This is a genomic window from Hymenobacter psychrophilus (genome assembly GCF_900107135.1).
Taxonomy (GTDB): domain Bacteria; phylum Bacteroidota; class Bacteroidia; order Cytophagales; family Hymenobacteraceae; genus Hymenobacter; species Hymenobacter psychrophilus.
This window is the reverse complement of the sequence record NZ_FNOV01000004.1, coordinates 191,706-215,239: the sequence shown is the minus strand read 5'-3', so window position 1 is coordinate 215,239 and position 23,534 is coordinate 191,706. Positions and strand designations below refer to the sequence as shown.

Annotated in this window: 17 protein-coding genes; 9 read left to right on the top strand and 8 right to left on the bottom strand. The window is 62.4% G+C overall.

What is annotated here, in order from left to right; translation table 11 throughout:
• Positions 1-45: 45 nt before the first annotated feature.
• Positions 46-1,272 (top strand): S-adenosylmethionine:tRNA ribosyltransferase-isomerase, encoded by a 1,227-nt coding sequence (locus BLW21_RS07720; RefSeq protein ID WP_092738881.1) that lies wholly within the window; start codon positions 46-48, stop codon positions 1,270-1,272.
• Positions 1,273-1,429: 157 nt separating this feature from the next.
• On the top strand, positions 1,430-1,765 hold the full coding sequence (locus tag BLW21_RS07715; RefSeq protein WP_092738880.1) for a hypothetical protein: 336 nt from the start codon (positions 1,430-1,432) through the stop codon (positions 1,763-1,765).
• An 82-nt stretch (positions 1,766-1,847) separates the two neighbouring features.
• On the opposite strand, the gene BLW21_RS07710 is transcribed toward BLW21_RS07715, so the two are convergent.
• On the bottom strand, positions 1,848-4,448 hold the full coding sequence (locus BLW21_RS07710) for a M14 family metallopeptidase (protein ID WP_092738879.1): 2,601 nt from the start codon (positions 4,446-4,448) through the stop codon (positions 1,848-1,850).
• Positions 4,449-4,628: 180 nt separating this feature from the next.
• On the opposite strand from BLW21_RS07710, the gene BLW21_RS07705 reads away from it, so the two are divergent.
• Positions 4,629-6,566, top strand: coding sequence for a CocE/NonD family hydrolase (locus tag BLW21_RS07705; RefSeq protein WP_092738878.1), 1,938 nt, complete (start codon positions 4,629-4,631; stop codon positions 6,564-6,566).
• A gap of 131 nt (positions 6,567-6,697) precedes the next feature.
• Here BLW21_RS07705 and BLW21_RS07700 read toward each other — a convergent pair whose 3' ends face one another.
• Complete coding sequence (locus BLW21_RS07700; RefSeq protein WP_092738877.1) at positions 6,698-6,958, bottom strand: hypothetical protein; 261 nt, start codon at positions 6,956-6,958, stop codon at positions 6,698-6,700.
• Positions 6,959-7,140: 182 nt separating this feature from the next.
• Between BLW21_RS07700 and BLW21_RS07695 the strand changes: the two genes are divergently transcribed.
• On the top strand, positions 7,141-7,614 hold the full coding sequence (locus tag BLW21_RS07695; protein WP_092738876.1) for a hypothetical protein: 474 nt from the start codon (positions 7,141-7,143) through the stop codon (positions 7,612-7,614).
• 96 nt (positions 7,615-7,710) lie between these two features.
• Entirely contained in the window at positions 7,711-8,616 is a 906-nt protein-coding gene (locus BLW21_RS07690) for a prohibitin family protein (protein ID WP_092738875.1), read from the top strand.
• 135 nt (positions 8,617-8,751) lie between these two features.
• Here the strand turns inward: BLW21_RS07690 and BLW21_RS07685 are convergent, their stop codons facing one another.
• Together BLW21_RS07685 and BLW21_RS07680 are read right to left on the bottom strand one after the other, a co-directional pair.
• Complete coding sequence (locus tag BLW21_RS07685; RefSeq protein ID WP_092738874.1) at positions 8,752-10,125, bottom strand: RagB/SusD family nutrient uptake outer membrane protein; 1,374 nt, start codon at positions 10,123-10,125, stop codon at positions 8,752-8,754.
• Positions 10,126-10,159: 34 nt separating this feature from the next.
• Positions 10,160-13,216 (bottom strand): SusC/RagA family TonB-linked outer membrane protein, encoded by a 3,057-nt coding sequence (locus tag BLW21_RS07680; protein ID WP_245711836.1) that lies wholly within the window; start codon positions 13,214-13,216, stop codon positions 10,160-10,162.
• 237 nt (positions 13,217-13,453) lie between these two features.
• Here BLW21_RS07680 and BLW21_RS07675 point away from each other — a divergent pair, with 237 nt between their 5' ends.
• Positions 13,454-14,704, top strand: a complete 1,251-nt coding sequence (locus BLW21_RS07675) for a ribonuclease D (protein ID WP_092738872.1) — start codon at positions 13,454-13,456, stop codon at positions 14,702-14,704.
• 215 nt (positions 14,705-14,919) lie between these two features.
• On the opposite strand, the gene BLW21_RS07670 is transcribed toward BLW21_RS07675, so the two are convergent.
• Positions 14,920-15,246 (bottom strand): nucleotide pyrophosphohydrolase, encoded by a 327-nt coding sequence (locus BLW21_RS07670; protein WP_092738871.1) that lies wholly within the window; start codon positions 15,244-15,246, stop codon positions 14,920-14,922.
• A 42-nt stretch (positions 15,247-15,288) separates the two neighbouring features.
• Positions 15,289-15,729 (bottom strand): D-aminoacyl-tRNA deacylase, encoded by a 441-nt coding sequence (gene dtd, locus BLW21_RS07665; protein WP_092738870.1) that lies wholly within the window; start codon positions 15,727-15,729, stop codon positions 15,289-15,291.
• Positions 15,730-15,866: 137 nt separating this feature from the next.
• Between dtd and BLW21_RS07660 the strand changes: the two genes are divergently transcribed.
• Entirely contained in the window at positions 15,867-17,390 is a 1,524-nt protein-coding gene (locus BLW21_RS07660; RefSeq protein ID WP_092738869.1) for a hypothetical protein, read from the top strand.
• A gap of 125 nt (positions 17,391-17,515) precedes the next feature.
• Here BLW21_RS07660 and mltG read toward each other — a convergent pair whose 3' ends face one another.
• Both mltG and BLW21_RS07650 read right to left on the bottom strand, forming a co-directional pair.
• Positions 17,516-18,550, bottom strand: coding sequence for an endolytic transglycosylase MltG (mltG, locus tag BLW21_RS07655; protein WP_092738868.1), 1,035 nt, complete (start codon positions 18,548-18,550; stop codon positions 17,516-17,518).
• 155 nt (positions 18,551-18,705) lie between these two features.
• Positions 18,706-20,190, bottom strand: coding sequence for a helix-turn-helix domain-containing protein (locus BLW21_RS07650; protein ID WP_092738867.1), 1,485 nt, complete (start codon positions 20,188-20,190; stop codon positions 18,706-18,708).
• A gap of 180 nt (positions 20,191-20,370) precedes the next feature.
• On the opposite strand from BLW21_RS07650, the gene aceB reads away from it, so the two are divergent.
• Together aceB and aceA are read left to right on the top strand one after the other, a co-directional pair.
• Entirely contained in the window at positions 20,371-21,996 is a 1,626-nt protein-coding gene (gene aceB / locus BLW21_RS07645) for a malate synthase A (protein WP_092738866.1), read from the top strand.
• A gap of 192 nt (positions 21,997-22,188) precedes the next feature.
• Positions 22,189-23,475: an isocitrate lyase gene (gene aceA / locus BLW21_RS07640; protein WP_092738865.1), complete on the top strand. Its 1,287-nt coding sequence runs from the start codon at positions 22,189-22,191 to the stop codon at positions 23,473-23,475.
• The last annotated feature ends 59 nt before the right edge of the window (positions 23,476-23,534 follow it).

Below are 23,534 nucleotides of genomic sequence, written 5' to 3'. Positions count from 1 at the left end.
CTTTATCATAATCGCTCAAAAGCGAACAGCCATCAGCTCTAAAAAATGTCTGACCCGCGCCGGCTCTCTATTCATGATTTCACTTACCAGCTGCCGCCCGAGCGCATTGCGCCCGAGCCGCTGGCCAACCGCGACCAATCGAAGCTCTTAGTGTACCAACAGGGGCTGCTGGCCGACCGGACGTTCCGCGACCTGCCCGCTCTGCTACCCCCCGATAGCCTGCTGGTTTTTAATGATACCAAGGTGGTGCGGGCACGGCTGTTTGCCCAGCGGCCCACGGGCGGCATGGTCGAGCTGTTTTGCTTAGAGCCGGTAGCACCGCACCGCGCCATTGAGCCGGCCATGCAGCAAACCGGCGCCTGCGTCTGGAAATGCCTGGTGGGCAACGGCCGCCGCTGGAAGGATGGCCCGGTAACGCTGGAATTCGAGGCCCACGGCCAGTCGGCCACTCTGCGGGCTGAGCGAACCGAGCAGCACGACGGCTATGCCCTGATTGCCTTCAACTGGGAGCCGGCCGAGCTGCCGTTTGCCGAAGTGCTGCGCGCTGCCGGCCACCTGCCCCTGCCGCCCTACCTCAACCGCCCCGATACGGACGTAGACGCCGTACGCTACCAGACCGTGTACGCTGCCCACGAGGGCGCCGTGGCGGCCCCCACGGCCGGTTTGCACTTCTCGGAAGCCGTGTTGGCTGAGTTGGCCGAGCGCCGCACCGCCGCCGCCCGCGTCACGCTGCACGTGGGTGCAGGCACGTTTCAGCCGGTGAAGGCCGGGCAGATGGCCGACCACCCCATGCACGGCGAGCCGTTCAGCGTAACGGCCGACACGTTGCGGCGGCTGTACGAGCACTTGGCGGCGGACCGCCCGATAATTCCGGTGGGCACTACCAGCCTACGCACGCTCGAAAGCCTGTACTGGCTGGGGGCCAGAATGGTGCAACAGCCGGCCAAGCTGCCCGCCTGGCACGTGAGCCAGTGGCAGCCCTACGAACCCGGCGTCGAAGTATCTATTCAGCAGTCTTTAGAAGCACTGCTGGCTCAGTTAGCACTTACGGGCTCCGATACACTGCACGCTACCACCCAACTCCTCATTGCGCCCGGCTACCGTTTCCGGCTGGTGCGCGGGCTCATCACCAACTTTCACCAGCCCGAAAGCACGCTGCTGCTGTTGGTGGCCGCCCTGCTGGGCCCCGACTGGCGGCGCGTGTACGAGCACGCACTGGCCCACGACTACCGCTTCCTCAGCTACGGCGACTCGTCGCTACTACTGCCTTAAGCGGGCACCCAAAGCCACTGTACCAACGGGCCTTGTTGCTGGTGCTACTCTCGCTTTGAACGAGGGAGGCGGCATGGGCTGTTGGATGTTTTTCCGTTCCTTTCTGTTTTGCGCCGTATAAGGCCCAAATTCTTTCCTTTCCTTTTGATTTTCGACCATGAAAAAGATATTTCTGCTAGCCGCCCTAACGTTCACTTCGGCGGCTGCTTTCGCTCAAACCAGCACTACCACCAATACCGAAGACCGCACTAGGGCTGGTGAAGTAATTCAGGATGCCAAGCAGGGCACCGTAAACGCGGCCCAGGCCACCGGCAATGCCGTAGAAACCGGCGCCCACGCAACTGGTAACGCGGTAGAAACCGGCGCTCAGGCAACTGGCAACTTCGCCGAGAAAGCCGCCAAGAAAACAGCTCGCGGTGCCAAAAAAGCTGCCCGTGCCACGAAGAAAGGCGCTAAGGCAGTTAAGAACAAGGCCGTTGACATCGTTGACTAAACGGACTTCGTTTTGCCATAAAAAAAGAGCTTGCCCCCGGGCAAGCTCTTTTTTTATGGCAAAACTCGGCTAAAAACTTCGACTACAGGATGAACACGGCGTTGCCAAACAGCAGCTTACCGCCCTGCCAGAAGGCCCGGAACAGGGGGTTGTCGGCCAGATAGACGATTTGGCCGCGGCCCAGGTCCTGGGTGCCGAGCACGAAGCTGTCGGTGAGGCCGAGGCGAGTTTTGCGGCCGGCGAAACCAGCGGCGTAGCTGTCCTTTTTGAGCACGCCCACATTCCAGCCGCCTTCGGGCAGGAATGTGTAGTTAGGCGCTTCGCGAAGCAGGGCAAAATAGGTGCTGCCGTAGCCAAAAGCCAGCGGGTGCGTATTATCAAGCTGTACCCGGAACACGCTGCCCTGCACCCGCCCGCCCAGGCCCTCGCGCTCGGCGTCGGCGTAGCGGCGCAGGGCGGCGTATGGGGCCTTTTTGGCAGTAGCGGTCGAGTCGGTGGGCTTGCTTTTGAGTAGTATGTCCTTCTGGCCGGCCAGGAAGCGGGAAGCACCTTCGAGGGCAATGAGGCGGCCGCCTCCCCGCACCCAGGTTTTCACGGCGGCCATTGTTTTCTCCGTCAGGATGTCGTCGTAGCGGCCGTCGGGCAGAATGAGCACGTCGAACTTGCTGAGTGGCACGCTGCCGAAGTAGTCGGTACCGAGCACTGTGACGGGGTAGCCCACCTGCTGTTCAAAGAAGTGCCAGACTTCGCCAAATGCTGTGGCATCGATGCCGGGCCCGGCCAGCACGGCCACGTTGGGCGCGGCCAGCGGCCGCACCGAGCGCGAGCCCAGGTCGCCGCCGGTAGTAGAGAGACCCGACTGCACGGCCTGCACCAGCACGCCCGCCGAGTCGGCCTGGGCACGCACCAGCTGATCGAAGCGGGCGCCCAGCCGCTCGTTGCCGGTGCGGGCGATAATGAGCGTACCGCGGCCGTACTTCTGCCCTTCGGTTTCAAACGGCTCCTCGGCCACCCGTAGCTTCACGCCCTGTTGCAGCAACCGGCTCAGAAAGCGGACATCCTGCAGGTTGTTCCAGCGGGCCAGGTAGGCATAAGGGGCATCGTTGGTGGTCGAGGTGCTCTTGCTGATGGTAACTGAGCTGACTGGCACCTGGCGGCCAACTACCGGCAACTGGCCCTTCAGCGCGTAGCCGTTCAAGCCAAAAGCGTAGGGCAGCGACCAGGCAGTGAGGTCGTAGGTGAGGGAGTCTTCCAGCTGGGCCTGGGGCTCGAACAACACTTTTACCAGCGTTGATTTGGGCTGGTACATGCTGATAACCACGTCCTGGGCCTCAATCTGCACGGTTTCGGTGCGGCCGGTGGCGTAGTTGTAGCCCGCCTGGCGGGTGCGCTTGGCGGCAAAGCCGTAGGCAATCTGCTGGCGGTCGAGGTACTGGGTGAGGGCGCGCACCTGGCCGGGGTCGGAGGAGCCAGCCAGCACGTAGGATTTGTACTCGCCCTTGGGCCGGGTGCGGGCGTCGTCGTAGAACTTGCGGAACTCGCGGGTCAGGTCCTGGTGGCGCTCGGCGGCGGCCTGCAGGGTGGCCAGGCTGGTGGCGTGGTGGTGTTCGATGCGCTGGCTGAGCGTCAGCGTATCACCATCGGTTTTGGCGTAGGCTATGCCGGCCACGCCGCCACCGCCCTGCTCGTAAGTGACGCCGATAGCCCCGTTGAAGCTCGGCCAGGTGTCGCCGTAGAAGGGCGCGAACAAATCGTAGGTTTCGCGGGTGAAGTAGAGCCAGTTGTTCTTGTCGAACACCCGGCGGTTGTAGTCGCCGATAATGTCCTGGAACTGCCGCTGCCAGGCCGTTAGGTCGGCGTGGAAGGGTTTGGCGGCCGGCGAGAAGTAGTAGGGGTTGTTGGGTCCCATCTCGTGGAAATCGGCGTGTACCTGCGGCAGCCACTGGTTGTACACGGCAATGCGCTGGCGGCTTTCCTGCTGGGTCTGCCAGGCCCAGTCGCGGTTCAGGTCGAAGTAGTAGTGGTTGTAGCGGCCGCCGGGCCAGGGCTCCCGGTGCTCCCAGCTCAGGGGCGAAGCGTTGGGCTGCTGGCTGGCCACGCGGTTGTACCACTGCGCGTACCGGTCGCGGCCGTCGGGGTTCACGCAGGGGTCTACAATCACCACCAGATTCTGCAAATAGCCCTGCGCGGTGGTATTGGCGGGGTTGGCCAGGTCGTGAAGCACCTGCATCACGGCCTCCGACGACACGGCCTCATTGCCGTGCACATTGTAGCTCAGCCAGACCACGGCTGGCGTGGGCCCGCTCACGGTGCCGGGTTCGAGGCTCGCCAGCCGCAGGTTGTTGCGCCGGATATCGTCGAGGCGGGCCAGGTTGGCGGCCGAGGCAATGTACACCAGCTCCAGCGGGCGGTTCTCGTAGGTGCTGCCGTAGCGCTCCAGCTTCATCCGGTCGGGGCTGTGAGCAGCCACGTGAGCCATGTAGCGCAACAGCTCGGCGTGGGGGGTAAAGCGCGCGCCCAACTCGTAACCCAGGAATTGGGCGGGCGTCAGCAACGGGCCATCGGCCGGACCGGCCAGCGGGTTAGGGTAAGCGGCCGGGACCGGCGTCTGGGCCAGCGTGCCGAAGCACGTCAGCAGCCCGAGCAGCAGCAGGCTCAGGGCCCGCAGGGGTAGGTTTTTCATCAAGCAGCGAAAGTAAAATCGGAGGGCAGTGAAACTTTGGCTCAAAGAAAGCATATTTACCAGCCCCTGCTTAGCTGTTGGCTATTAGCTGATAGCTGTTCGCGTTAAATGCAGGTGGTCATCAACGCAATAAATGCACAAAAGCTACCAGCTGGTAGCTGTCCGCTAACAGCCTCACCTATGCTCCACTCCTACCTTCGCCCCACCCTACTCGCGGCCCTGCTAACAGCTGGTTTCGCCGCCCGGGCTCAGCAACCCGTTTCGTACCCGCTAACCTCCGAAGCCGACCGGCAGCAGCTGGCCCAGGTGCTGGCCGATACGCTCTACATTCAGCAGCACTACACCAAAACGGAATACCGCATTGCCATGCGCGACGGCGTGAAGCTCTACACGGTGGTGTACACGCCCAACGACGCCGACAAGGTGCGCTACCCCATCATGCTCAGCCGCACGCCCTACGCCGTGGGCCCCTATGAGGCGGGCAAGTATAAAAAGAGCCTGGGTCCCAGCTCTACGATGATGCGCGAGGGCTACATTTTCGCCTACCAGGACGTGCGCGGCCGCTATATGTCGGAGGGCGAGTTCGTTAATATGCGGCCTGAAAAGGATGCTCATAAAGGCAAGAATGACATCGACGAGGGCACCGACACCTTCGATACCATTGAGTGGCTGGTAAAGAAGGGTCCGAAAAACAACGGCCGCGTGGGGCAGTGGGGCATCAGCTACCCGGGGTTCTACACCGCTACCGGCCTGCTCAGCCGCCATTCGGCCCTCAAGGCTGCCTCGCCCCAGGCCCCCATTGCCGACTGGTTCTGGGACGATTTCCACCACAACGGAGCCTTTTTCCTGCCCCACGCCTTCAACTTCCTGGCCTCGTTCGGCCTGCCCCGGCCCGCGCCCACGCCCACCGGCAACCCCGGTTTCAAGCACGGCACGCCCGACGGCTACGACTTCTTCCTGAAGATGGGCCCGCTCAAGAATGCCGACGCCCGCTACTACAAGGGGCAGGTGGCGTTCTGGAACGAGATGATGCAGCACCCCAACTACGACGAATTCTGGCAGGCCCGCAACCTGCGGCCCCACCTCAAAAATCTCAACAAGCAAACCGCCGTGCTCACGGTGGGCGGCTTCAACGATGCCGAGGACTTGTTCGGGGCACTCAAAATATATGAGAGCATCGAGCAGCAGAATCCGGGCATGCAGAACGGACTCGTGATGGGCCCCTGGGTGCACGGCGGCTGGGCCCGCGGCACCGGCGAGGTGGTGGGCAACGTGGCCTACGGCGAGTCGCCCTCCCTGTACTATCAGAAGGAGATTGAGGCCCCGTTTTTCAAAGCTTACCTCAAGGACAACAAGCGGCCCAACATGCCCGAAGCCACCGTGTTTGAGGGTGGCACCAACCGCTGGCGCACCTTCGATGCCTGGCCGCCCAGGCAGGCCCAGGAGCGCACACTTTACTTTCAGGCCGACGGCAAGATTGGCTTCGAGGCGCCCACCGGCGGCCTGGCCGAGTTCGACCAGTATATCAGCGACCCGGCCCACCCGGTGCCGGCCAACGAAAACATGGCCACGGGCATGACCCGCGAGTACATGACCGACGACCAGCGCTTTGCCAGCCGCCGCCCCGACGTGCTCACCTACCAGACCGAGGTGCTGACGGAGGACCTGACCCTGGCCGGCCCCATTGAGGCACTATTGCAGGTAGCGACCACCGGCACCGATGCCGACTGGGTGGTAAAAATTATTGATGTATACCCCAACGACACGCCCGACAACCCGCGCCTGAACCCGGCCGTGAAGCTGGGCGGCTACCAGCAAATGGTGCGCTCGGAAGTAATGCGCGGCCGGTTCCGCAACAGCTTCAGCCAGCCCGAAGCCTTTGTGCCGGGCCAGGTAACGGCCGTGCCCTTTACGGTGCAGGACCTGTGCCACACTTTCCAGAAAGGCCACCGCCTGATGGTGCAGGTGCAGAGCAGCTGGTTCCCGATGGTCGACCGCAACCCCCAGACCTTCATGCCCAACATCTTCGAAGCCGACGAAAAGGACTTCCAAACCGCCTCCCACCGCCTCTACCACACCCCTGCCAAAGCCTCCCAATTGAAAGTACGGGTGCTTTAGAAAAAGAGAAAACGTCATTCTGAGCGAGGTCGAAGAATCACTTCCGCAATGCTAACCTAACGAAAGGGTTAGCATTGCGGAAGTGATTCTTCGACCTCGCTCAGAATGACGTTTTTCTTAGACTCTTTACCTTACAGCCGGCCGATGTTGCCGTAGTCGGGCTCGGGAATCTGATGGCGCAGGTCGTGCTTGACTTTTTCTACCACGCCGCGGCCGAAGAGACTGATGCCGGCGTTGAGCACGAGCAGGGCTGCCGTACCGGCCGAAACCCATTCGGCGGTTGATTCGCGGCGGCGTTTTTTGTCGGAAGCCCATTGCACCAGACAGGTACCCAGGCCGATAGCTAGGAGGCCGGCCGGAGCGAAGGCCAGCCATTTTTCTTTGTGCGTCATGATAGAGCTACAGGTGCGGAGTTAAACGGAACGAGCGGGAATCTGCTAATATAACCAGTCGGCCGGCTTTTTGGCTACTGCTGCTCCTGTAATCGTACCTTCGCGGCCCAAGGTTCCCGTTTTCAAGCCAGAATTTTTCAAACCAGATTTTCCGGATTACTCCGGCGCCACTCCTGCTGTCGATGCCCAACTCTCCCTACCAGCGCCTGCTCGAACTGGCCTTTGCCGACCCGGCCGCCGCCACCCAATACCTGACGCCAGCCACCCGCGAGGCCTATCACGTCTTCGGGCAGGCGGCCCCCGCCGACATTGCCTACCGCTTCGAGCGGGTGCGGCTAGGCGTGGCCCTGGCCCTGCTGCGGCTGCTGGCCGAGCTGGGCGACATGGAGGAAGCCCGCCAGGTACTCGACGTGTTGAAAAATGCCCTCCAGGCCCCCTCCGTAGCCGGCATCGACAAGGCTATGCAGAAGGGAGCTACCACGTTCGACCGCCTCTACGCCAACCTCTACGTGAACGAAGACGGCGAGCAGGTACTGCACCTGTTCGAGCGCACCCTCGACGCCGACACCCAGCGCCTGATGGACAGCGTCATCCAGGAGGCGCTGCAGCTGGTTCCAACGCTGGATTTCAGCCGCGACGAAGACGATGAGGACTAGCTGCCTCGCTTCCGAAAAGGCCGCCTAGCGCGGCCTTTTTTGGTTCTTGGTTGTTATCTTCTGACGGAATAATCCGCTCCTTTTTTTCTTTTTGCTATGCTGCTTTCCATTCTGGGGCTGATTTTACTGGCGGTCGGCTTCACGGCCCGCCGCAACGTGTCGGCGCTGGGGGCCTACCGGGTGCCTTTGCTGGCCGGCGGGGGGTTGCTGGTGCTGCTGGGCGTGGCCCTGAGCACCGTTATTCAGGTGGATGCCGGTGAAGTGGGCGTGCAGACGCTGTTTGGGCAGGTGCAGCAGCGGGTGCTGCCCAGCGGCCTGAACGTGGTAAATCCGTTGGTCGACGTCACGCGCTTCGACACCAAAACCCAGAACTACACCATGTCGGCCATCCAGACCGAGGGCCAGCAGGCCGGCGACGACGCCATCCGGGTGCTGTCGGCCGACGGGCTGGAAGTGGTGATTGACCTAACGGCCCTCTACCACGTTATTCCGGCCGAAACGCCGCGGATCCTCTCCACCATCGGGGCCGACTACGAAAGCAAAATCGTGCGGCCCATTGCCCGCACCCGCATCCGCGACAATGCCGTGTACTACGACGCCGTGGCCCTGTACTCGACCCGCCGCGACGAGTTTCAGGCCCGCATCTACAAAACCATCGAGGACGATTTTCGCAAGAACGGCCTGCAGCTCGACCAGCTCCTGATTCGCAATATCCAACTGCCGGCCCCGGTTAAGCGCAGCATCGAGAGCAAGATTTCGGCTGAGCAGGACGCCCAGAAAATGCAGTTCGTGCTGCAGAAAGAGCGTCAGGAAGCCGACCGCAAGCGCGTGGAGGCCCAGGGCATTGCCGATTACCAGAAAATCATCAACAACGAACTAAGCGACAAACTGCTGCAGTACGAATCCATCAAGGCCAACAAGGAAATTGCCCTCTCACCCAACGCTAAAGTCATTATCATGGGCGGCGGCAAAGGCTCGCAGGTGTTGATTTCGGACAAGTAGATTTTATTCGCGCTGTTAGTTGAGCGTTGTTGCTTTTTGGGGCTGACTGGCGGCAGGCAGTCCTCATCCCGCTCAAACGCCAAAAAGCCGCCCCGGTATCCGGAGCGGCTTTTTGGTTGAAATCCCAGGGGCCGATTACTCGTAGCCGGGGTTCTGCACTAGGTTGGGGTTGGCGTTGATTTCGCGGAGCGGAATCGGGAGCACCAGCCGATTGGAGTTGAAGGGCAGAACCTCCGTCGTGTTGGGCGGCGAAGTGCTGCCCTGGGTGCGCTTGAGGTCGTGCAGCCCGAAACCCTCGAAGAGCAACTCTAGCCTGCGCTCCTTGAGAATATCGGCCAGCGTAAGCATCGCCAAGTCTGGCAGGCCCACCCGCGTCCGAATGCGGTTGATATCGGCTAGTGGCGCGGCGCCCACGCTGGTGCCGGCCCGGAAGTTGGCCTCGGCACGGGTCAGGTACATCTCGGCCAGCCGAAGCAGCTTAACATTCCCGTAGAGCACGTTGTACTTGGCGCTGTACACCACACCGCTGATGGTCTGGAATAGCTCAGCCCGTGCGTCGCCCTCCTCAAACTGGTCCAGCAGCTGGTCCTGCACCTCAATATCGGCCCGGCGGTCGGCCGAGTAAAAGGTGTTCAGCTCGTTGCGCCCGCTTTGGGCCGTTACCTGAATAGCAAACAGGTCTTCGGTCGTATTACCCAGCAGGTCGTTGTTGGAGGTAAACTCATCGGCATAGTCGGGCACCAGGGCCCCGCCGGGTACCTGCAGTGCGCGGTTGGCGGCGGCAGCGGCGGCGGGGTAGTTGCCCTGCTGCAGGTACACGCGGGCCAGCAGGCCGGCGGCGGCGTACTTGCTGGCGAAGAAGCCGTTGCTGGCCGGCAGCAGCGTTTCGGCCGCCGTTAGGTCGGTAATTACCTGCGCATACACTTCGGCCACCGTGTTGCGGCTCACCTGGTTGGCCGGCGCAATGATGCTGGTGGGTGTAAGCACCAGCGGCACGCCAAGGTTGCTCTGGGGGCTGCCATCGTTCCAGGCTTTGGCGTAGAGGCGCACGAGGTCGAAGTACACCAGCGAACGAATAAATCTGGCTTCCCCTTCCACCCGGGCCTTCTTGGCCGGCGTATCGAGCCGGTCGATGGCACTGAGCACGTTGTTTACCCGGTTGATGGCGTTGTACGACACCAGCCAGGTGCTCTCGGTAAAGCCGTTGTCGCGCAGCACTACCTTGCGCTGGTACTGGTTGGGCGGAATGAAGGTGCCAACGAATTCGATGTCGCCGGAATTAGCCAGCAAGTCGCTCGTCAGCTGAAAGTAGCCCCCGTAGGCCTCAATGTTCTGAATGCCGGTGTAGCTGCCCACCATGGCCGCCTCCACGTCGTTGGACGTGCTCAGGGCCACATCGGCATTTATATTATCGACCGGCTCCACGTTGAGCTTGTCGTTGCAGCCGCTCACCAGCAGGCCCAGGCCGAGAAATGCGGCGGTAATCGCCTGATACAGTATCTTTTTCATGAGTTCAGCGGTTTAAGATGTCCGGTTGCCGGGGCTAAAAGCCCAGCGTGACGCCGAAAGTGTAGGTGCGGGGCTGCGGGGCAGTGTAGAAATCGATGCCCTGGTTGATGTTGCCCTGCGTACTAGTACCGTTGCCCGTGGGGTTGGAGTTGCCCGCCAGGTAGTCGGTGCTCACTTCCGGATCCCAGCCTTTGTACTTGGTGAAGGTGAGCAGATTAAGCCCCTGCGCAAACACCCGTACCGACTGCAGCCGCACCCGCTGCGCCAGCGTTACGGGCAGCGTGTAGCCCAGCGTAGCGGTCCGCAGACGACCATAGTCGCCGTCGCGCACAAACTTCGACGACAGGGCGATACCGTTGCCGCCGAACAGCTCGGCCCGCGGCACATCGGTGATGTCGCCCGGCTGCCGCCAGCGCCGGAGCTGGTCGCGGGTCTGGTTGTCGGGTCCGTTGTTGAAGCCCACCGAGTAGAACTGCGCCCCGGAGTCGAAAATCTTGTTGCCAAACACGCCCACTACCACCACATTCAGGTCGAAGCCTTTAAAGGTGAACGTGTTGGTAATACCGCCCGTCCAGGTTGGGTTGGGGTCGCCCAGCGGCACCAGCCCGGCCTCGTTGCTGACGTCCGTTGTGCTCCGGTCGTTGTTGCCGTTGGCGTCGGGAGTGTTCAGGTAGTAGAGCGCATTGCCGGTGGCCGGGTCTACCCCGGCGAACTCCGGCCCCACGAACACGCCCAGCGGCTGGCCTTCCTGCGCCCGGTTAAGGTTGGAGCCCAGGATAGGCGGCCCGTCGAGGTTGGTTACGCGGTTGCGGTTGCGGGCCGCGTTGAAGCTGGTCGTCCAGGTAAAGGGACCTTCAATGTTGCGGGTGGTCAGAGACAACTCGATGCCCCGGTTCTCCATATCGCCCACGTTCCGGAACACGGAGGCGAAGCCCGAGGTGCCGGGTACGGGCTGCGAGAGCACCAGGTCGCTGGTTTTCTTCAGGTATGCGCCCACCTCACCGCTGAAGCGTCCATCCAGAAAGCCAAACTCAATGCCGACATCCGCCTGGGTAGTCGACTCCCAGGTGAGGTCGGGACTGGCCAGCTGCAACGGCCGCTGGCCCGGAATGCCCACATAGCCCGAAGTACCCGAATACAGGGGCAGAGCCGCGAAATTGGGAATGCCCTGGTTGCCAGTGCGACCCAGGCTACCCCGGATTTTGAGCAAGCTCAGCACCGCGTTATTCTGCAGAAACGATTCTTCCGAAACCAACCAGCCCACCGATGCAGCCGGGAAGAAGCCGTAGCGGTTGTTGACACCGAAGCGGGAGGAGCCGTCGAGGCGGGCGCTCAGGCCCAGCAGATATTTGCCGGCGTAGTTGTAGTTGGCGCGCCCAAAGTAGGATACCAGCGTACTCGCAGTTTCGCCCGACGAGCCAGCCGTTATCTGCGCCGCACTGACTAGCGTTTTATAAGCATCGGAGGCAAACTGCGACCCTTCAACGCTGTTGGTTTTAATCTGCGTTTCCTCATACGAGGTGCCCAGCGTCAGGTCGAGGGTATGCACCTCGTTCAGCACTTTGTTGTAGCCCAGGTAGTTATTCACTACAAGTCGGGCGCTGTTGGTCGTCGCGTTGAAGCCGAAGCCGTTGGTAGGGCCGGTGTTGCGCGAAGTAACGCGGCCCAGGAACTGGTTTTCGCTCTGGTTGATAATATCGGTACCCAGCTGCGAGTTAAACATCAGCCCCGGCAGCAGTTGGTACTGCGCATACACGTTGCCCAAAATCCGGTAGGAGGTGGTAACGTAGTCGCCGTTCTGAACGCTGATAAGCGGATTGTAGTAGAATGGGAACGTGGTGTTCGGCTCGCCGGTGGCCGGGTCGAGCAGGCCACTCATCAGGCCCGAGCGCGGATCGATGAAGGGCGTAATCGGGGCCAGGGCCACGATTTGCATGGGCGAGCTGAAGGCGTTATCGTTGGGCAGCCGCTCGTTCACCGAGCGCGAGAGGCCGATGTTGAGGCCCATTTTCAGCCGGTCGGTCGCCTGGTTATCGAGGTTGAAGCGGGTATTGATGCGCTGGTAGCGGTTGTCGACCAGAATACCGTTGTTGTCGCTGTACTGGCCCGAGAAAAAGAACTTGGTTTTTTCGTTGCCCCCGCTCAAACTCAGGTCGTACTGGCTGAACGGAGCCTTCTGGAAAGCGCGGTCCTGCCAGTTCGTGTTCACGCCGTTGGTGGCGTAATCGGCTTGGGCGGCATAGCGGGTGAGGCGGGCATTAATGGAAGCTTGCGAGAAGCCACCATTCAGGCCGGCTTCCGTCAGTAGCTCAATGTACTCCGTGGCATTAAGAAACTCACGCTTGTTGGTAGGTGTGCTCCAGCCGGTCTGGTAGCCGAGCGTGAAGCGCGTGCCGCCCTGCTGGCCTCGCTTGGTCGTAACAATCACCACCCCATTGGTGCCCCGCGAGCCGTAAATAGCCGTCGCCGCCGCATCTTTCAGCACGCTGATGCTGGCAATGTCGTTGGGGTTGATGTCGGCAATCGGGTTGGTGGTGGCCGAAGTTGATGAGAGGTTGTCCGACACGACCGGAATACCGTCGACCACGTACAGCGGCTGGTTGTCGCCGCTGATGGACGATACGCCCCGCACCCGCACCCGGATGCCCTGGCCCAGCTTGCCGCTGCCGCTTTCCACAAAAACGCCCGCGGCCTTGCCCTGCAGGGCCTGCTCGAACGAAGGCAGCGGCGCATTGGCCACCTCCTTGCCGCTCAGCTGCACGACCGAACCCGTCAGGTCGCGCTTGGCCTGGGTGCCGTAGCCTACCACTACGGCCTCGCTCAGTGCGGTGGCGTTGCTGACCAGCGTGATACTGAGTTTGGTGCGCTCACCCACGCTCGGAGTTTGGGTAACAAAACCAATGGAGCTGATGGTGAGCGTAGCACCGGGGCGCACACTAAGCGTGAAGCTACCGTCGGCGCTGGTGCTGGTGCCGTTGGTGGTGCCGCGTTCCAGCACCGTTACGCCAGGCAGGCCCGAGCCGCCCGCGTCCGTTACGCGCCCACTTAGGACGCGCGTTTGCCCAACGGCCGCGCTGGCAGTCAGCAACATTCCTCCCATCAGAGGAAACAAGTAGTTTTTTCTCATGCGTGGGACCTCTCAGAGAGGCAGCTAAAGTGAAGCAGCCACAGCATCGGGGAGGGGCCGGGACGCAATGCCGGGCGCTGCTGCCGAAACCAAAATCCAACCACTGTAATAGTCTGGATTCCGAGAGGACTGCAATATATCTACAATAAACAATATATTTTATTGAAAACATAATGGCTTCAAGTTCGACCACTCCTGCTTATGGCCAAACGCCGCTTGCTACCTACCTTTACCTCCATCGTCCGCCAACTCGTGCGGGCTATCATCCTTGCCGATTACTTAATGCTTGATATTCAATTTATCACCGAAGCGGCAGCTGTCGCCGAAGCGGCCCGCAACCTGCACCAAAGCACCCGCATTGCCCTCGACCTGGAGTTCGACGACATGCGCCACCGCTACGGCCGCCACCTGGCCCTGATTCAGGTGTTCAATGGCCAGACCGTTTACCTGATTGACCCATTGGAGCTGGAGAACGAGGCCGAGGACTTGGAACCGCTTTGGCAGGTGCTGCGCGACCCGGCCATCACCACGGTATTCCACAGCTGCAAGTCTGATATTCTGCTGCTCGATGAGCTCTACGGCGTGCACGTGCGCAACATCGTGGATACCAGCGTGCAGCATACGCTGCTGGCCGAAGCCGACAACAATATCTCGCTGGGTCGCCTCATTCAGGAAGAGCTGGGCCTGGAAGTGGACAAGGGTGAGCAGAAATCGAACTGGCTGAAGCGCCCGCTCACCGAGGCCCAGAAGCAGTACGCGGCCAACGACGTGCTGTACCTGTTCGAACTGACCGACCGGCTCAGCGCCAAGCTGGCCGCCCTGGGCCGCACGGCCTGGGCCGAGCAGGAAAACGAGGCCCTCGAAGCCGTGCGCTACTCGCGCGACGAGCGCCCGTACATGCGCCTGGCCGGCAAATACCGCATTCAGCCCAACGAGCTGCCGATGTTCCGCGACCTGTTCATGCTGCGCGATGAGGTAGCCCGCCACATCGACCGGCCGTCGTACATGATTGCCAGCAACGACCGGCTGGCCGAGCTCACGCGCCTGCCCGTTACCAGCACCGGCCACCTGCGCAATGCCAACGGCCTGCACCCCGAACTCAAGCGCGGCTCCTTCGCCGACCGCCTGGTGGCCCTGAGCCAGGAAGACCGGGCGCCCGAGCCGCCACTGCCCGCCGACCGGCGCGGCTTTCCGTCGCGCCGCCGCCTGAGCGGGGCCAAAGCCGCCGAAGCCGATGCCCGCGAAGCCCTGCTGACCACGCTCAAAGCCCACCTGGCCGCCGACCACAGCCCCATCATGGCCAACCTGGTGCTCAGCAACCGCCTCATCAACGACATCATCGAGCAGGGCGCCAACCAGGTTCTGCGCCCCTGGCAGCACCAGCTACTCACCGAAACCGCCCAGCAGCACAACCTGGACTTTTCGAAAGTAGCCGGGCCGTTTGAGAAGTAGGAAGGCAGAAGGGAGTATTAAGAGGAGAGAGGGGAGAAACCGAACGTTATGCTGAGCGCAGCGCAGCGGAGTCGAAGCATCTCTACCATTTTATTGCAACGCTAACCAGCCGACAGGATTACCATTGTGGTAGAGATGCTTCGACTCCGCTGCGCTGCGCTCAGCATGACGTTCGGTTTCTCCCCTCTCCCTTCTCAATACTCACCTCTCCCTTCTCAAAACAGCTTCTCGTTGTTCTTGTGCCGCGTCGCGTCGCGCTGGGTTTTCTTGGCCAGGTTGCGGTGCAGGGCGTCGGTGAGGTCTATTCCAGTCTGGTTGGCCAGGCAGATGACCACGAACAGCACATCGGCCAGTTCATCGGCCAGCACCTTGTCTTTGTCCGATTCCTTGAACGACTGCTCGCCGTACTGCCGAGCGATGATGCGGGCCACCTCGCCCACTTCCTCCGTGAGCATGGCCATGTTGGTCAACTCGTTGAAATACCGGACGCCGGTGGTCTTGATCCACTCATCCACGGTTTTCTGGGCTTCTTCAATGGTCATGAATCGAGGGTTTGAGGGATAATAAGGGGGAGTTGGCCAACGCTAGTTGTCGAGCACGATGGTTACGGGTCCGTCGTTGAGCAGCTCTACCTGCATATCGGCCCCGAACTCACCGGTCGCCACGGGGCGGCCCAGCAGTCCGGCCACCAACTGCACAAACTGCTCGTAGAGCGGCACGGCCACCGGTGGCGGCGCGGCCCCGATGTAGCTGGGGCGGTTGCCCTTGCGCGTGTCGGCCAGCAGCGTGAACTGACTCACGACCAACACCTCGCCGCCCACATCCTGCACCGAGCGGTTCATTTTGCCTTCTTCGTCGGCGAAGATGCGCAGCTGCACCATTTTGCGGGCCAGCCGGTCGAGGCTGGCCGCGTCGTCGTCGGGGGCGAAACCCGCCAGCACCAGCAGGCCGGGGCCAATCTGGCCGGTAACGCGGCCTTCCACAGTAACGCGGGCATAGCGGACGCGCTGGAGTACAAGACGCATGGGCGGTGAAGTGGTGAATCTTACGTGCTGCCAATGGTTGGCGGGCAGTTTTCAGGTCAGCAAAGAACGTCATTCAGCGCTTGCCTCCGAATGACGTTCTTTGCTGGCCCGGTTTTTCCTGCTTTAACCAGCGCCCGTTGAACAGCAAGCTCACCATCTCACCATCTCACTATATCGCCTTCGCGCTGCTGCTGCTGGTGCCGGTGCGGCTGCACGGCCTCACGGCGGGCACGCTGCCCGACTACGACTCGGTGCGCAACTGGCAGATTGTGCAGGAAGTGGCAGCCGGCGACCTGCGCCATCTGTTCCGGCACGCCAGCCCGCTGTTCATGCTGCTCTACGCGCCGGTGGCTTGGCTTACTGCCGACTACCGGGTGTTTCTGGTGCTTAATGCCTTGCTGGCCCTGGCGGCCGTGGGGCTGCTGGCGGCCTTTGTTGCCCGCGAAACCCGGCTGCCGGGCTGGCAAACCGGCCTGCTCACGCTGCTGATGGGCACGGCCACTTTCCTCACCTACGGCGGCCGCGACTTCACGATGAGCGCCGGCAGCCTACTGTGCTTCGCTGGGTTGCTGGCGGCCTACTACCGGCGGCTCCGGCAGCCCGGCCCAGCAACGCTGTATCGGGCCGCCGGCTGGCTGCTGCTGGGGCTGAGCTTCAACTACAAATTCTTGCTGACGCTGCCCATTCTGGCCTTGCTGGAGTGGTGTCAGGCCGATGGGCTGTTGTTACGCCGGGGCCGCTGGTGGCGGGTTGGCCTGCTGCTGGCCGCGCCGTTTGTCGTGCTGAGCGCGGTAGGCTGGCTGGCGGGGCTGCGCTGGTACGCTTGGGTAGCCGTGTACTACAATGTGCTGTTCCCTGGGGCCGCCAACGCCGCCGGCCGCACGGCTACCATGCACCTCGATTTGCTGTACTACCTGCGTTTTCTGCTCGATTTTGAATCGTGGCTGGTGTGGGTGGGGCTGCTGGGGCCGCTGGTGCTGCTGGGCCGGCAGTGGCGGGCCGGCCGGCTCGGGCGGGGCCGGCCGCTGCCGCTCGTGCTGTACCTGGCCGTGTGGGGCTGGTGCCTGCTGGCGGGCATGTCGCTGCTGCTGAAAGCGCCGCGGGGCCTGCTGTGGGCCTACGGGCTGTGGTACGCGCTGGGCTTGCTGAGTTTGCGGCAAGTCTGGCAGCTGCGGCGGCTGCCACAGCCGTTGCTGGCCGCGCTGCTGCTGGCGGCACTGGCCGGCAACCTCTACCGGATTCAGCGCGAAGTGTACGCCTACGCCCAACCCAGCAGCTACCCGGCCGTGGCTACCTGGCTGGCAGCCAACGGCAGCGGCCCCGTCGCCAGCACTATGGGACTGGGCCTGGCCCCCTTTCGCCCCGACACAGTGTATTCGATAACGAGCGAAAAAGCCCTGCCCATGCTGGCCCGCCAGGGTTACCGCTACGTGCTACTCGACGCTTACTGGCGCGTGACCAACGTGCAACAGTTCGATTCGCTACGCCGCCTACCGCCGCTGGCTGCCTGGCCCGAGCCGGCCCTCACCTCGCCCCTGCTCTTTCTGGAGCACTCCGAATACACTGGCCTCAGCTACCAGCAAACCCTAAATCGACAGCAACAGGCCCGCCAGGACACGGCGCAGCTGCGGGTGTATGAGATGGTGAGAGGTGAAAAGTGAAGAGGTAAGGAACGTCATTCTGAGCGAAGTCGAAGAATCTCTACCGTAGTGCTAATCCTTTCAGCCTCAACAAAGCGGTAGAGATTCTTCGACTTCGCCTCCGGCTTCGCTCAGAATGACGTTCCTTACCTTTTCACTCCCAGACTATCCAAACGGCGCTGGTAGCGGCGGGCGTTTTGCAGGTGTTCGGCGTAGGTTTCGGCGAAATCGGAGAAGCCGCTGCCATCGGGGCGGGCGCAGAAGAACACGAACTTGTGCTGGGTAGGACGCAGCACCGCATCGAGGGTCTGGCGGTTGGCCGACGTGATGGGGCCGGGCGGCAGGCCCTTGTTTTTGTAGGTGTTGTAGGGCGAGTCTACCAGCTTATCCTTGTTCAGCACCCGCTTCACCCCGAAATTGCCAATGGCCCAGAGCAGTGTGGGGTCGGCTTGCAGGCGCATACCCTTGCGCAGGCGGTTGAGGTAGGCCCCGGCAATGATGGGCTTGTCGAGTGGCTGGGCCGTTTCGCGCTGCACGATGCTGGCCAGCACGTGCACCTGGGTGGGCGAAAGGCCCAGCGAATCGGCCCGGCGGCGGCGCTCGGCGGTCCAGAACCGGCCGTGGGTGGCGGCGGCCGAATCGAGCAGCTGCGGGGCCGAGGAGTTCCAGAGCAGGCGGTAGGGCCCAGGCAGAAACAGCGTGAGCACGGTGGTCGTGTCGAGCTGGTAGCGGCGCTGCAAATAGGCGTTGTCGTTGAGCAGACGCCGTAAGCCGACCGAGTCGGCCTCGAAGGCGCGGGCCAGCTGCCGGGCCAGCTGGGGCTTGTACTTGAAGGCGTTGAGCGTGAAGGCCACCGTATCCTGTTCGCCGCGGGCCAGCATTTCTACCAGGGCCCGGTTGCCCAGCTCGGGCCGCAGCCGGTAGCGGCCCGGCCGCACGCGCTGCGGGTAGTTGTACCAGCGCGCCACCCGGTCGAAGGTCTGCTCATCCTTCAGCAGATCGTAGTGGCGCAGCGAATCGAGCACCGCCGCGTAATCGGCCCCCGTACCGATATGCAGGTAGGCCGACCCGAAGGCCGACTCGCGCACATTGGGCCGCTGCAGCAGCCACCACGCGGCGCCCAGTCCCGCCAGAATCAAGGTGCTGAAAGCCAACAGGAAAAGGAGCCAGAATCTGCGCATTGGTCGGTTTGGGGGAAATTACAGCAGCGTCATTCTCAGCAGCGCGAAGAATCTGGCGTGCTGGTGTGGAGCAGTGTGCCTATCAGCAAGATTGCTTCGGCACGCGAGATTCTTCGCCCTGCTCAGAATGACAGGTTTCTACGTTCATTCCCCGCTCACGCCTCGTTCACCAGCGCCGCCACGGCGTCCTGCAGCTCCTGCTGGCGCTGGCGGCGCTCCACTTCGAGCGGAGCGGCGGCACGCACCTCGCAGTCGGGGATGGTGCACCGCTCGCAGGTTTCGTTTACTTCCTTGTGCATAATGGCCGGATCGGCGGCGAAGCGGATTTTCTGATTCAGCGTGTCGTCGCAGAGCAGGCCTACCGTAACGCTCACGGCGGGTTCGGTGGCCGTGCCAGCCCGCGCCAGCGTCAGGCACAGGTACTCGTCGCCGTTGGGGTAGCGCGAGCGTTGGGCGCCGAGCGTGTAGGCCGGGGCCGCGGTAGCCGGCGGCTGCTGGCGCAGCTCGGCCAGCAGCCGCACCGAAATCCAACGGCGGCAGTAGTGCTCGTGCAGCTCGTTGCCGTGGGGGTTGTGCAGGCGCGAGAGGTGCAGTTCCTTGGTCAGGCGGTAATCGGCCGAGGCGTTGGCCTGGTCGAAGCGCAGGAAAAACAGGCTCTGCAGCCCAAAATGGCGGGGCAGCAGGTTGGTAATGCGCTGCATGAACATCTCGGGCGACACATCGTAGCGCGTGAGCAAAGCCAGCAAATCGGCCGGCTGCCAGGTTTTGGCGGCAAACAGGGCCGTCAGGTCGCGCACCAGCGTTTCCTCGTCCATCAGCAGCGCGCCGGCGAAGTACGAGGCCTTGAAGTTGTTGAGCACCTCATCGAATGAGCGCACCGGAAACGAGGCATTCACGTAGGGCCGGTCCTTCAGGCCCAGATAGTTGAAGGCCACCTCGCGGCCCAGCACGAAGCCTTCCTGGGCCCCGCTCAGGCCCTGGCGCAGCAGCAGCCGCCGCGACTTAGGCTGAAACACCGACCGCAGCCGCCCCAGGTGGGCGTATTCGCGCAGCCCGTCCCGGTCGAGGGTGTACCCATATTTTTCAGTGAGCACCCGCTCCAGCTCAGCCCGGTCGGGGGGGGGAGTGGCCAGGTTGTGCTCCACTACAAACGTGCGCGCGTCCTGCTCCAGCTCCTCGAAATAATTGTCGTGCATCTCCTGGAAGGAGCGCAACGCGGCCAGAAAGAAGTTTTCCTGCCGCATCTCGTAGTTGCGAGCAATTTCGAAAAGCGTACTGATGAACGCGTTCATCTTGGCCGGCGCGTTGGCAATCAGCTCCACAATGCGCAATGGGTCGAGCCCGAACATTTCCAGCGGAAACTCCTTGAGCAGATCCGACTGCAACAGTTCCGAAATGGGCTCCAGCCGCCGGCTCAGCGTCAGCGACACCAGCTGGTCGTAGCTAACGCCCAGCACCTTACTCAGGCTCAGAATCTTATCGGCCTTGGGGTACTTCTTGCCCTTCTCAATCTCGTTGAGGTAGGACACCGACACATCGCAGGCGCGGGCCATTTCGGCGGGCGTCAGGCCCCGCTCCTGCCGAAGCTCGCGCAGCTTCAGCCCAAAAATCAAGCGCACAACCTGGCCGTGACTCAGCATAGGGGAGATAGTGAGATAGTGAAGTGGTGAGCTACCTCACCGCCAAGCCCGCAAAGCTACAGTTTTAGAACCTCGTTTAATAATTAGCGAATATTCGCTTGTTTAATAAAATTCGCTAAACTACCTTTGAATCAATCCTTCGGGTAGTACCTTTCTTTTTCACGCTAAACCCCCAGCAGTATGTCGCCTTTTGCTGAGCCCCAAACCCTTACTCCGTCGTACATCACGCCCGAGCGGGTGAAGGTGACGGGCGAGTATTCGCCTGAGTACGCTGAAATCCTGACGCCCTCGGCCCTGGCGTTTGTGGCCGAGCTGCACCGCCGCTTCGAAACCACCCGCCGGGCCCTGCTCCAGCGCCGCGAAGAGCGGCAGCAGCGCCTGCTGGCCGGTGAGCGGCTAGACTTCCTGCCCGAAACCCGGATGCTGCGCGAAAAGCCCTGGACCGTAGCCCCGCTCCCCGAGGATTTGCTCGACCGGCGCGTGGAAATCACGGGCCCCGTGGAGCGCAAAATGATTATCAACGCCCTCAACTCGGGGGCCAAGGTGTTCATGGCCGACCTGGAGGACTCCAACTCGCCCACCTGGGCCAACGTGGTGGAGGGCCAGCGCAACCTGCGAGACGCCGTGCGCCGCACCATCTCGCTGAGCACGCCTAAAAAAGAGTACAAGCTGAACGATAAAACCGCCGTGCTCATGGTTCGGCCCCGGGGCTGGCATCTGCTCGAAAAGCACCTGCTGGTGGATGGCGAGCCGGTGAGCGGGGCCCTGTTCGACTTCGGCCTCTACTTCTTCCACAACGCCCACGAGCTGTGCGCCCGCGGCAGCGGCCCCTACTTCTACCTGCCCAAAATTGAGAGCCACCTGGAGGCCCGCCTCTGGAACGACGTGTTCGGGTTCGCGCAATGGTCCTTGAAAATGCCCAAGTGCGTGATTAAAGCCACCGTGCTGATTGAGACGCTGCCGGCCGCCTTCGAGCTGAACGAGATTCTGTGGGAGCTGCGCGAGCACTCGGCCGGCCTCAACTGCGGCCGCTGGGACTACATCTTCAGCTACATCAAGCGCCTGGGCCTGGGGGCCGAATTCCGGTTGCCCGACCGCGCTGCCGTGACCATGACGGTGCCCTTCATGAGCGCCTATTCCCAGCTCGTGATTCAGACCTGCCACCGCCGGGGCGTGCACGCCATGGGCGGCATGGCGGCCCAGATTCCCATCAAAAACGACCCCGAGGCCAACGAACTGGCCCTGGAGAAAGTCCGCCAGGATAAAATCCGGGAGGCCCGCAACGGCCACGACGGCACCTGGGTGGCCCACCCCGGCCTGGTACCCATTGCTATGGCGGTCTTCAACGAGCTCATGCCCCAGGCCAACCAGATTGACAACAAGCGCGACGACGTGCACGTGACGGCCCAGGACCTGGTGCAGGCCCCGGCCGGCGACATCACCGAGGGCGGCCTGCGCCTCAACATCGACGTGGCCATCCGCTACCTCGAATCGTGGCTGCGGGGCAACGGCTGCGTGCCGATTTATAACCTGATGGAGGACGCCGCCACCGCTGAAATCAGTCGGGCCCAGGTGTGGCAGTGGCTCCACACGCCCGGCACCCAGCTCGCCGACGGCCGCCCCGTAACCGTGGACCTCTACCGCGCCCTGCTGCCCGACCAACTCACCCGCATCAAGGAGCAAATCGGCGAAGAAGCCTACAGCCAGGGCAAGTACCTGGAAGCCGCCCGCCTCTTCGACCGGCTAGTGATGAGCGAGCAGTTCATCGAGTTCCTCACCCTGCCCGCCTACGACCAGCTGGCGTAGCTAGGGCTCCCAGGGCTGAAGCCCTGGGCTAATCAGCGCGTCGTTGACCTCTGCGTAGCCCAGGGCTTCAGCCCTGGGACCTTGAGCATAGCCCCCATCTTACTGCATTTTCAAACCCGCATTCCGGAGCGGGCAGCTACGCTTTTGCCTTCACTTTGCCTTCTCATTTCACCTCTCTTACCCCCTACTTCCATGAACAAGCAGCAACGCATTACCGCCATTGAACAGGACTGGGCCACGAATTCGCGCTGGAAGGGCATCGTCCGCCCCTACACCGCCGAGGACGTAATGAAGCTCCGCGGCTCCGTGACCATTGAATACTCGCTGGCCCGCAACGGAGCCGAGCGGTTGTGGCAGCTGCTGCACTCCGAGGAGTACGTGGCCGGCCTCGGGGCGCTAACCGGCAACCAGGCCGTGCAGGAAGTGCAGGCCGGCCTCAACGCCATTTACCTCTCCGGCTGGCAGGTGGCCGCCGACGCCAACAACTCGGGCCAGATGTACCCCGACCAGAGCCTCTACCCCGCCGACTCGGTGCCGGCCGTGGTGCGCCGCATCAACAACGCCCTGCTCCGCGCCGACCAGATTCAAAGCGTGGCCGGTGAGGGCGACGTGCATTGGCTGGTGCCCATCGTGGCCGATGCCGAGGCCGGGTTCGGGGGCAACCTGAACGCGTTTGAGCTCATGAAGATGATGATTGAAGCCGGGGCCGCCGGCGTCCACTTCGAAGACCAGCTGTCCTCGGCCAAGAAGTGCGGCCACCTCGGCGGCAAGGTGCTCGTGCCCACCCAGGAAGCCATCAACAAGCTGGTAGCCGCCCGCCTAGCCGCCGATGTCATGGGCGTGCCCACCCTGGTAGTAGCCCGCACCGACGCCGACGCCGCCGACCTGCTCACCTCCGACATCGACCCGCGCGACCAGCCTTTCGTGCTCCAGGAGGCCGAGCGCACCTCCGAAGGCTTCTTCCGCGTCCGCTGCGGCCTGGAGGCCGGCATTGCCCGCGGCTTGGCCTACGCCCCCTACGCCGACCTGATCTGGATGGAAACCTCCCACCCCGACCTGGAGCAGGCCCGGCAGTTCGCCGAAGCCATCCACGCCCAGTTCCCCGGCAAGCTGCTGGCCTATAACTGCTCGCCCTCGTTCAACTGGGCCGCCAAGCTCAGCGTGGCCGAAATGGAAACCTACCGCGAGGAACTGGCCGCTATGGGCTACAAGTTTCAGTTCATCACGCTGGCCGGCTTCCACGCCCTCAACACCAGCATGTTCGAGCTGGCCTCGGCCTACCGCGAGCGGGGCATGGCCGGCTACTCCGAACTTCAGGAGCGCGAGTTTGCCCTCCAAAAGAAGGGTTTCAAGGCCGTCAAGCACCAGAGCTTCGTGGGCACCGGCTACTTCGACGCCGTGCAGGACGTGGTAACCGCCGGCCTCGGCAGCACCGGCGCCCTGGTCGGCAGCACCGAGGAAGCCCAGTTTAATCACTGATTTCCGCTGATGAATCTGGATTTCGCTGATTTTTGACGTTAAGCAGTAAACAAAGAAGC

Excerpts from the sequence above, each read along its gene's own strand:
- BLW21_RS07720 (WP_092738881.1), top strand. The coding sequence starts at position 46 with ATGTCTGACCCGCGCCGGCTCTCTATTCATGATTTCACTTACCAGCTG.
- BLW21_RS07715 (WP_092738880.1), top strand. The coding sequence starts at position 1,430 with ATGAAAAAGATATTTCTGCTAGCCGCCCTAACGTTCACTTCGGCGGCT.
- BLW21_RS07710 (WP_092738879.1), bottom strand. The coding sequence starts at position 4,448 with ATGAAAAACCTACCCCTGCGGGCCCTGAGCCTGCTGCTGCTCGGGCTG.
- BLW21_RS07705 (WP_092738878.1), top strand. The coding sequence starts at position 4,629 with ATGCTCCACTCCTACCTTCGCCCCACCCTACTCGCGGCCCTGCTAACA.
- BLW21_RS07700 (WP_092738877.1), bottom strand. The coding sequence starts at position 6,958 with ATGACGCACAAAGAAAAATGGCTGGCCTTCGCTCCGGCCGGCCTCCTA.
- BLW21_RS07695 (WP_092738876.1), top strand. The coding sequence starts at position 7,141 with ATGCCCAACTCTCCCTACCAGCGCCTGCTCGAACTGGCCTTTGCCGAC.
- BLW21_RS07690 (WP_092738875.1), top strand. The coding sequence starts at position 7,711 with ATGCTGCTTTCCATTCTGGGGCTGATTTTACTGGCGGTCGGCTTCACG.
- BLW21_RS07685 (WP_092738874.1), bottom strand. The coding sequence starts at position 10,125 with ATGAAAAAGATACTGTATCAGGCGATTACCGCCGCATTTCTCGGCCTG.
- BLW21_RS07680 (WP_245711836.1), bottom strand. The coding sequence starts at position 13,216 with ATGTTGCTGACTGCCAGCGCGGCCGTTGGGCAAACGCGCGTCCTAAGT.
- BLW21_RS07675 (WP_092738872.1), top strand. The coding sequence starts at position 13,454 with ATGGCCAAACGCCGCTTGCTACCTACCTTTACCTCCATCGTCCGCCAA.
- BLW21_RS07670 (WP_092738871.1), bottom strand. The coding sequence starts at position 15,246 with ATGACCATTGAAGAAGCCCAGAAAACCGTGGATGAGTGGATCAAGACC.
- dtd (WP_092738870.1), bottom strand. The coding sequence starts at position 15,729 with ATGCGTCTTGTACTCCAGCGCGTCCGCTATGCCCGCGTTACTGTGGAA.
- mltG (WP_092738868.1), bottom strand. The coding sequence starts at position 18,550 with ATGCGCAGATTCTGGCTCCTTTTCCTGTTGGCTTTCAGCACCTTGATT.
- BLW21_RS07650 (WP_092738867.1), bottom strand. The coding sequence starts at position 20,190 with ATGCTGAGTCACGGCCAGGTTGTGCGCTTGATTTTTGGGCTGAAGCTG.
- aceB (WP_092738866.1), top strand. The coding sequence starts at position 20,371 with ATGTCGCCTTTTGCTGAGCCCCAAACCCTTACTCCGTCGTACATCACG.
- aceA (WP_092738865.1), top strand. The coding sequence starts at position 22,189 with ATGAACAAGCAGCAACGCATTACCGCCATTGAACAGGACTGGGCCACG.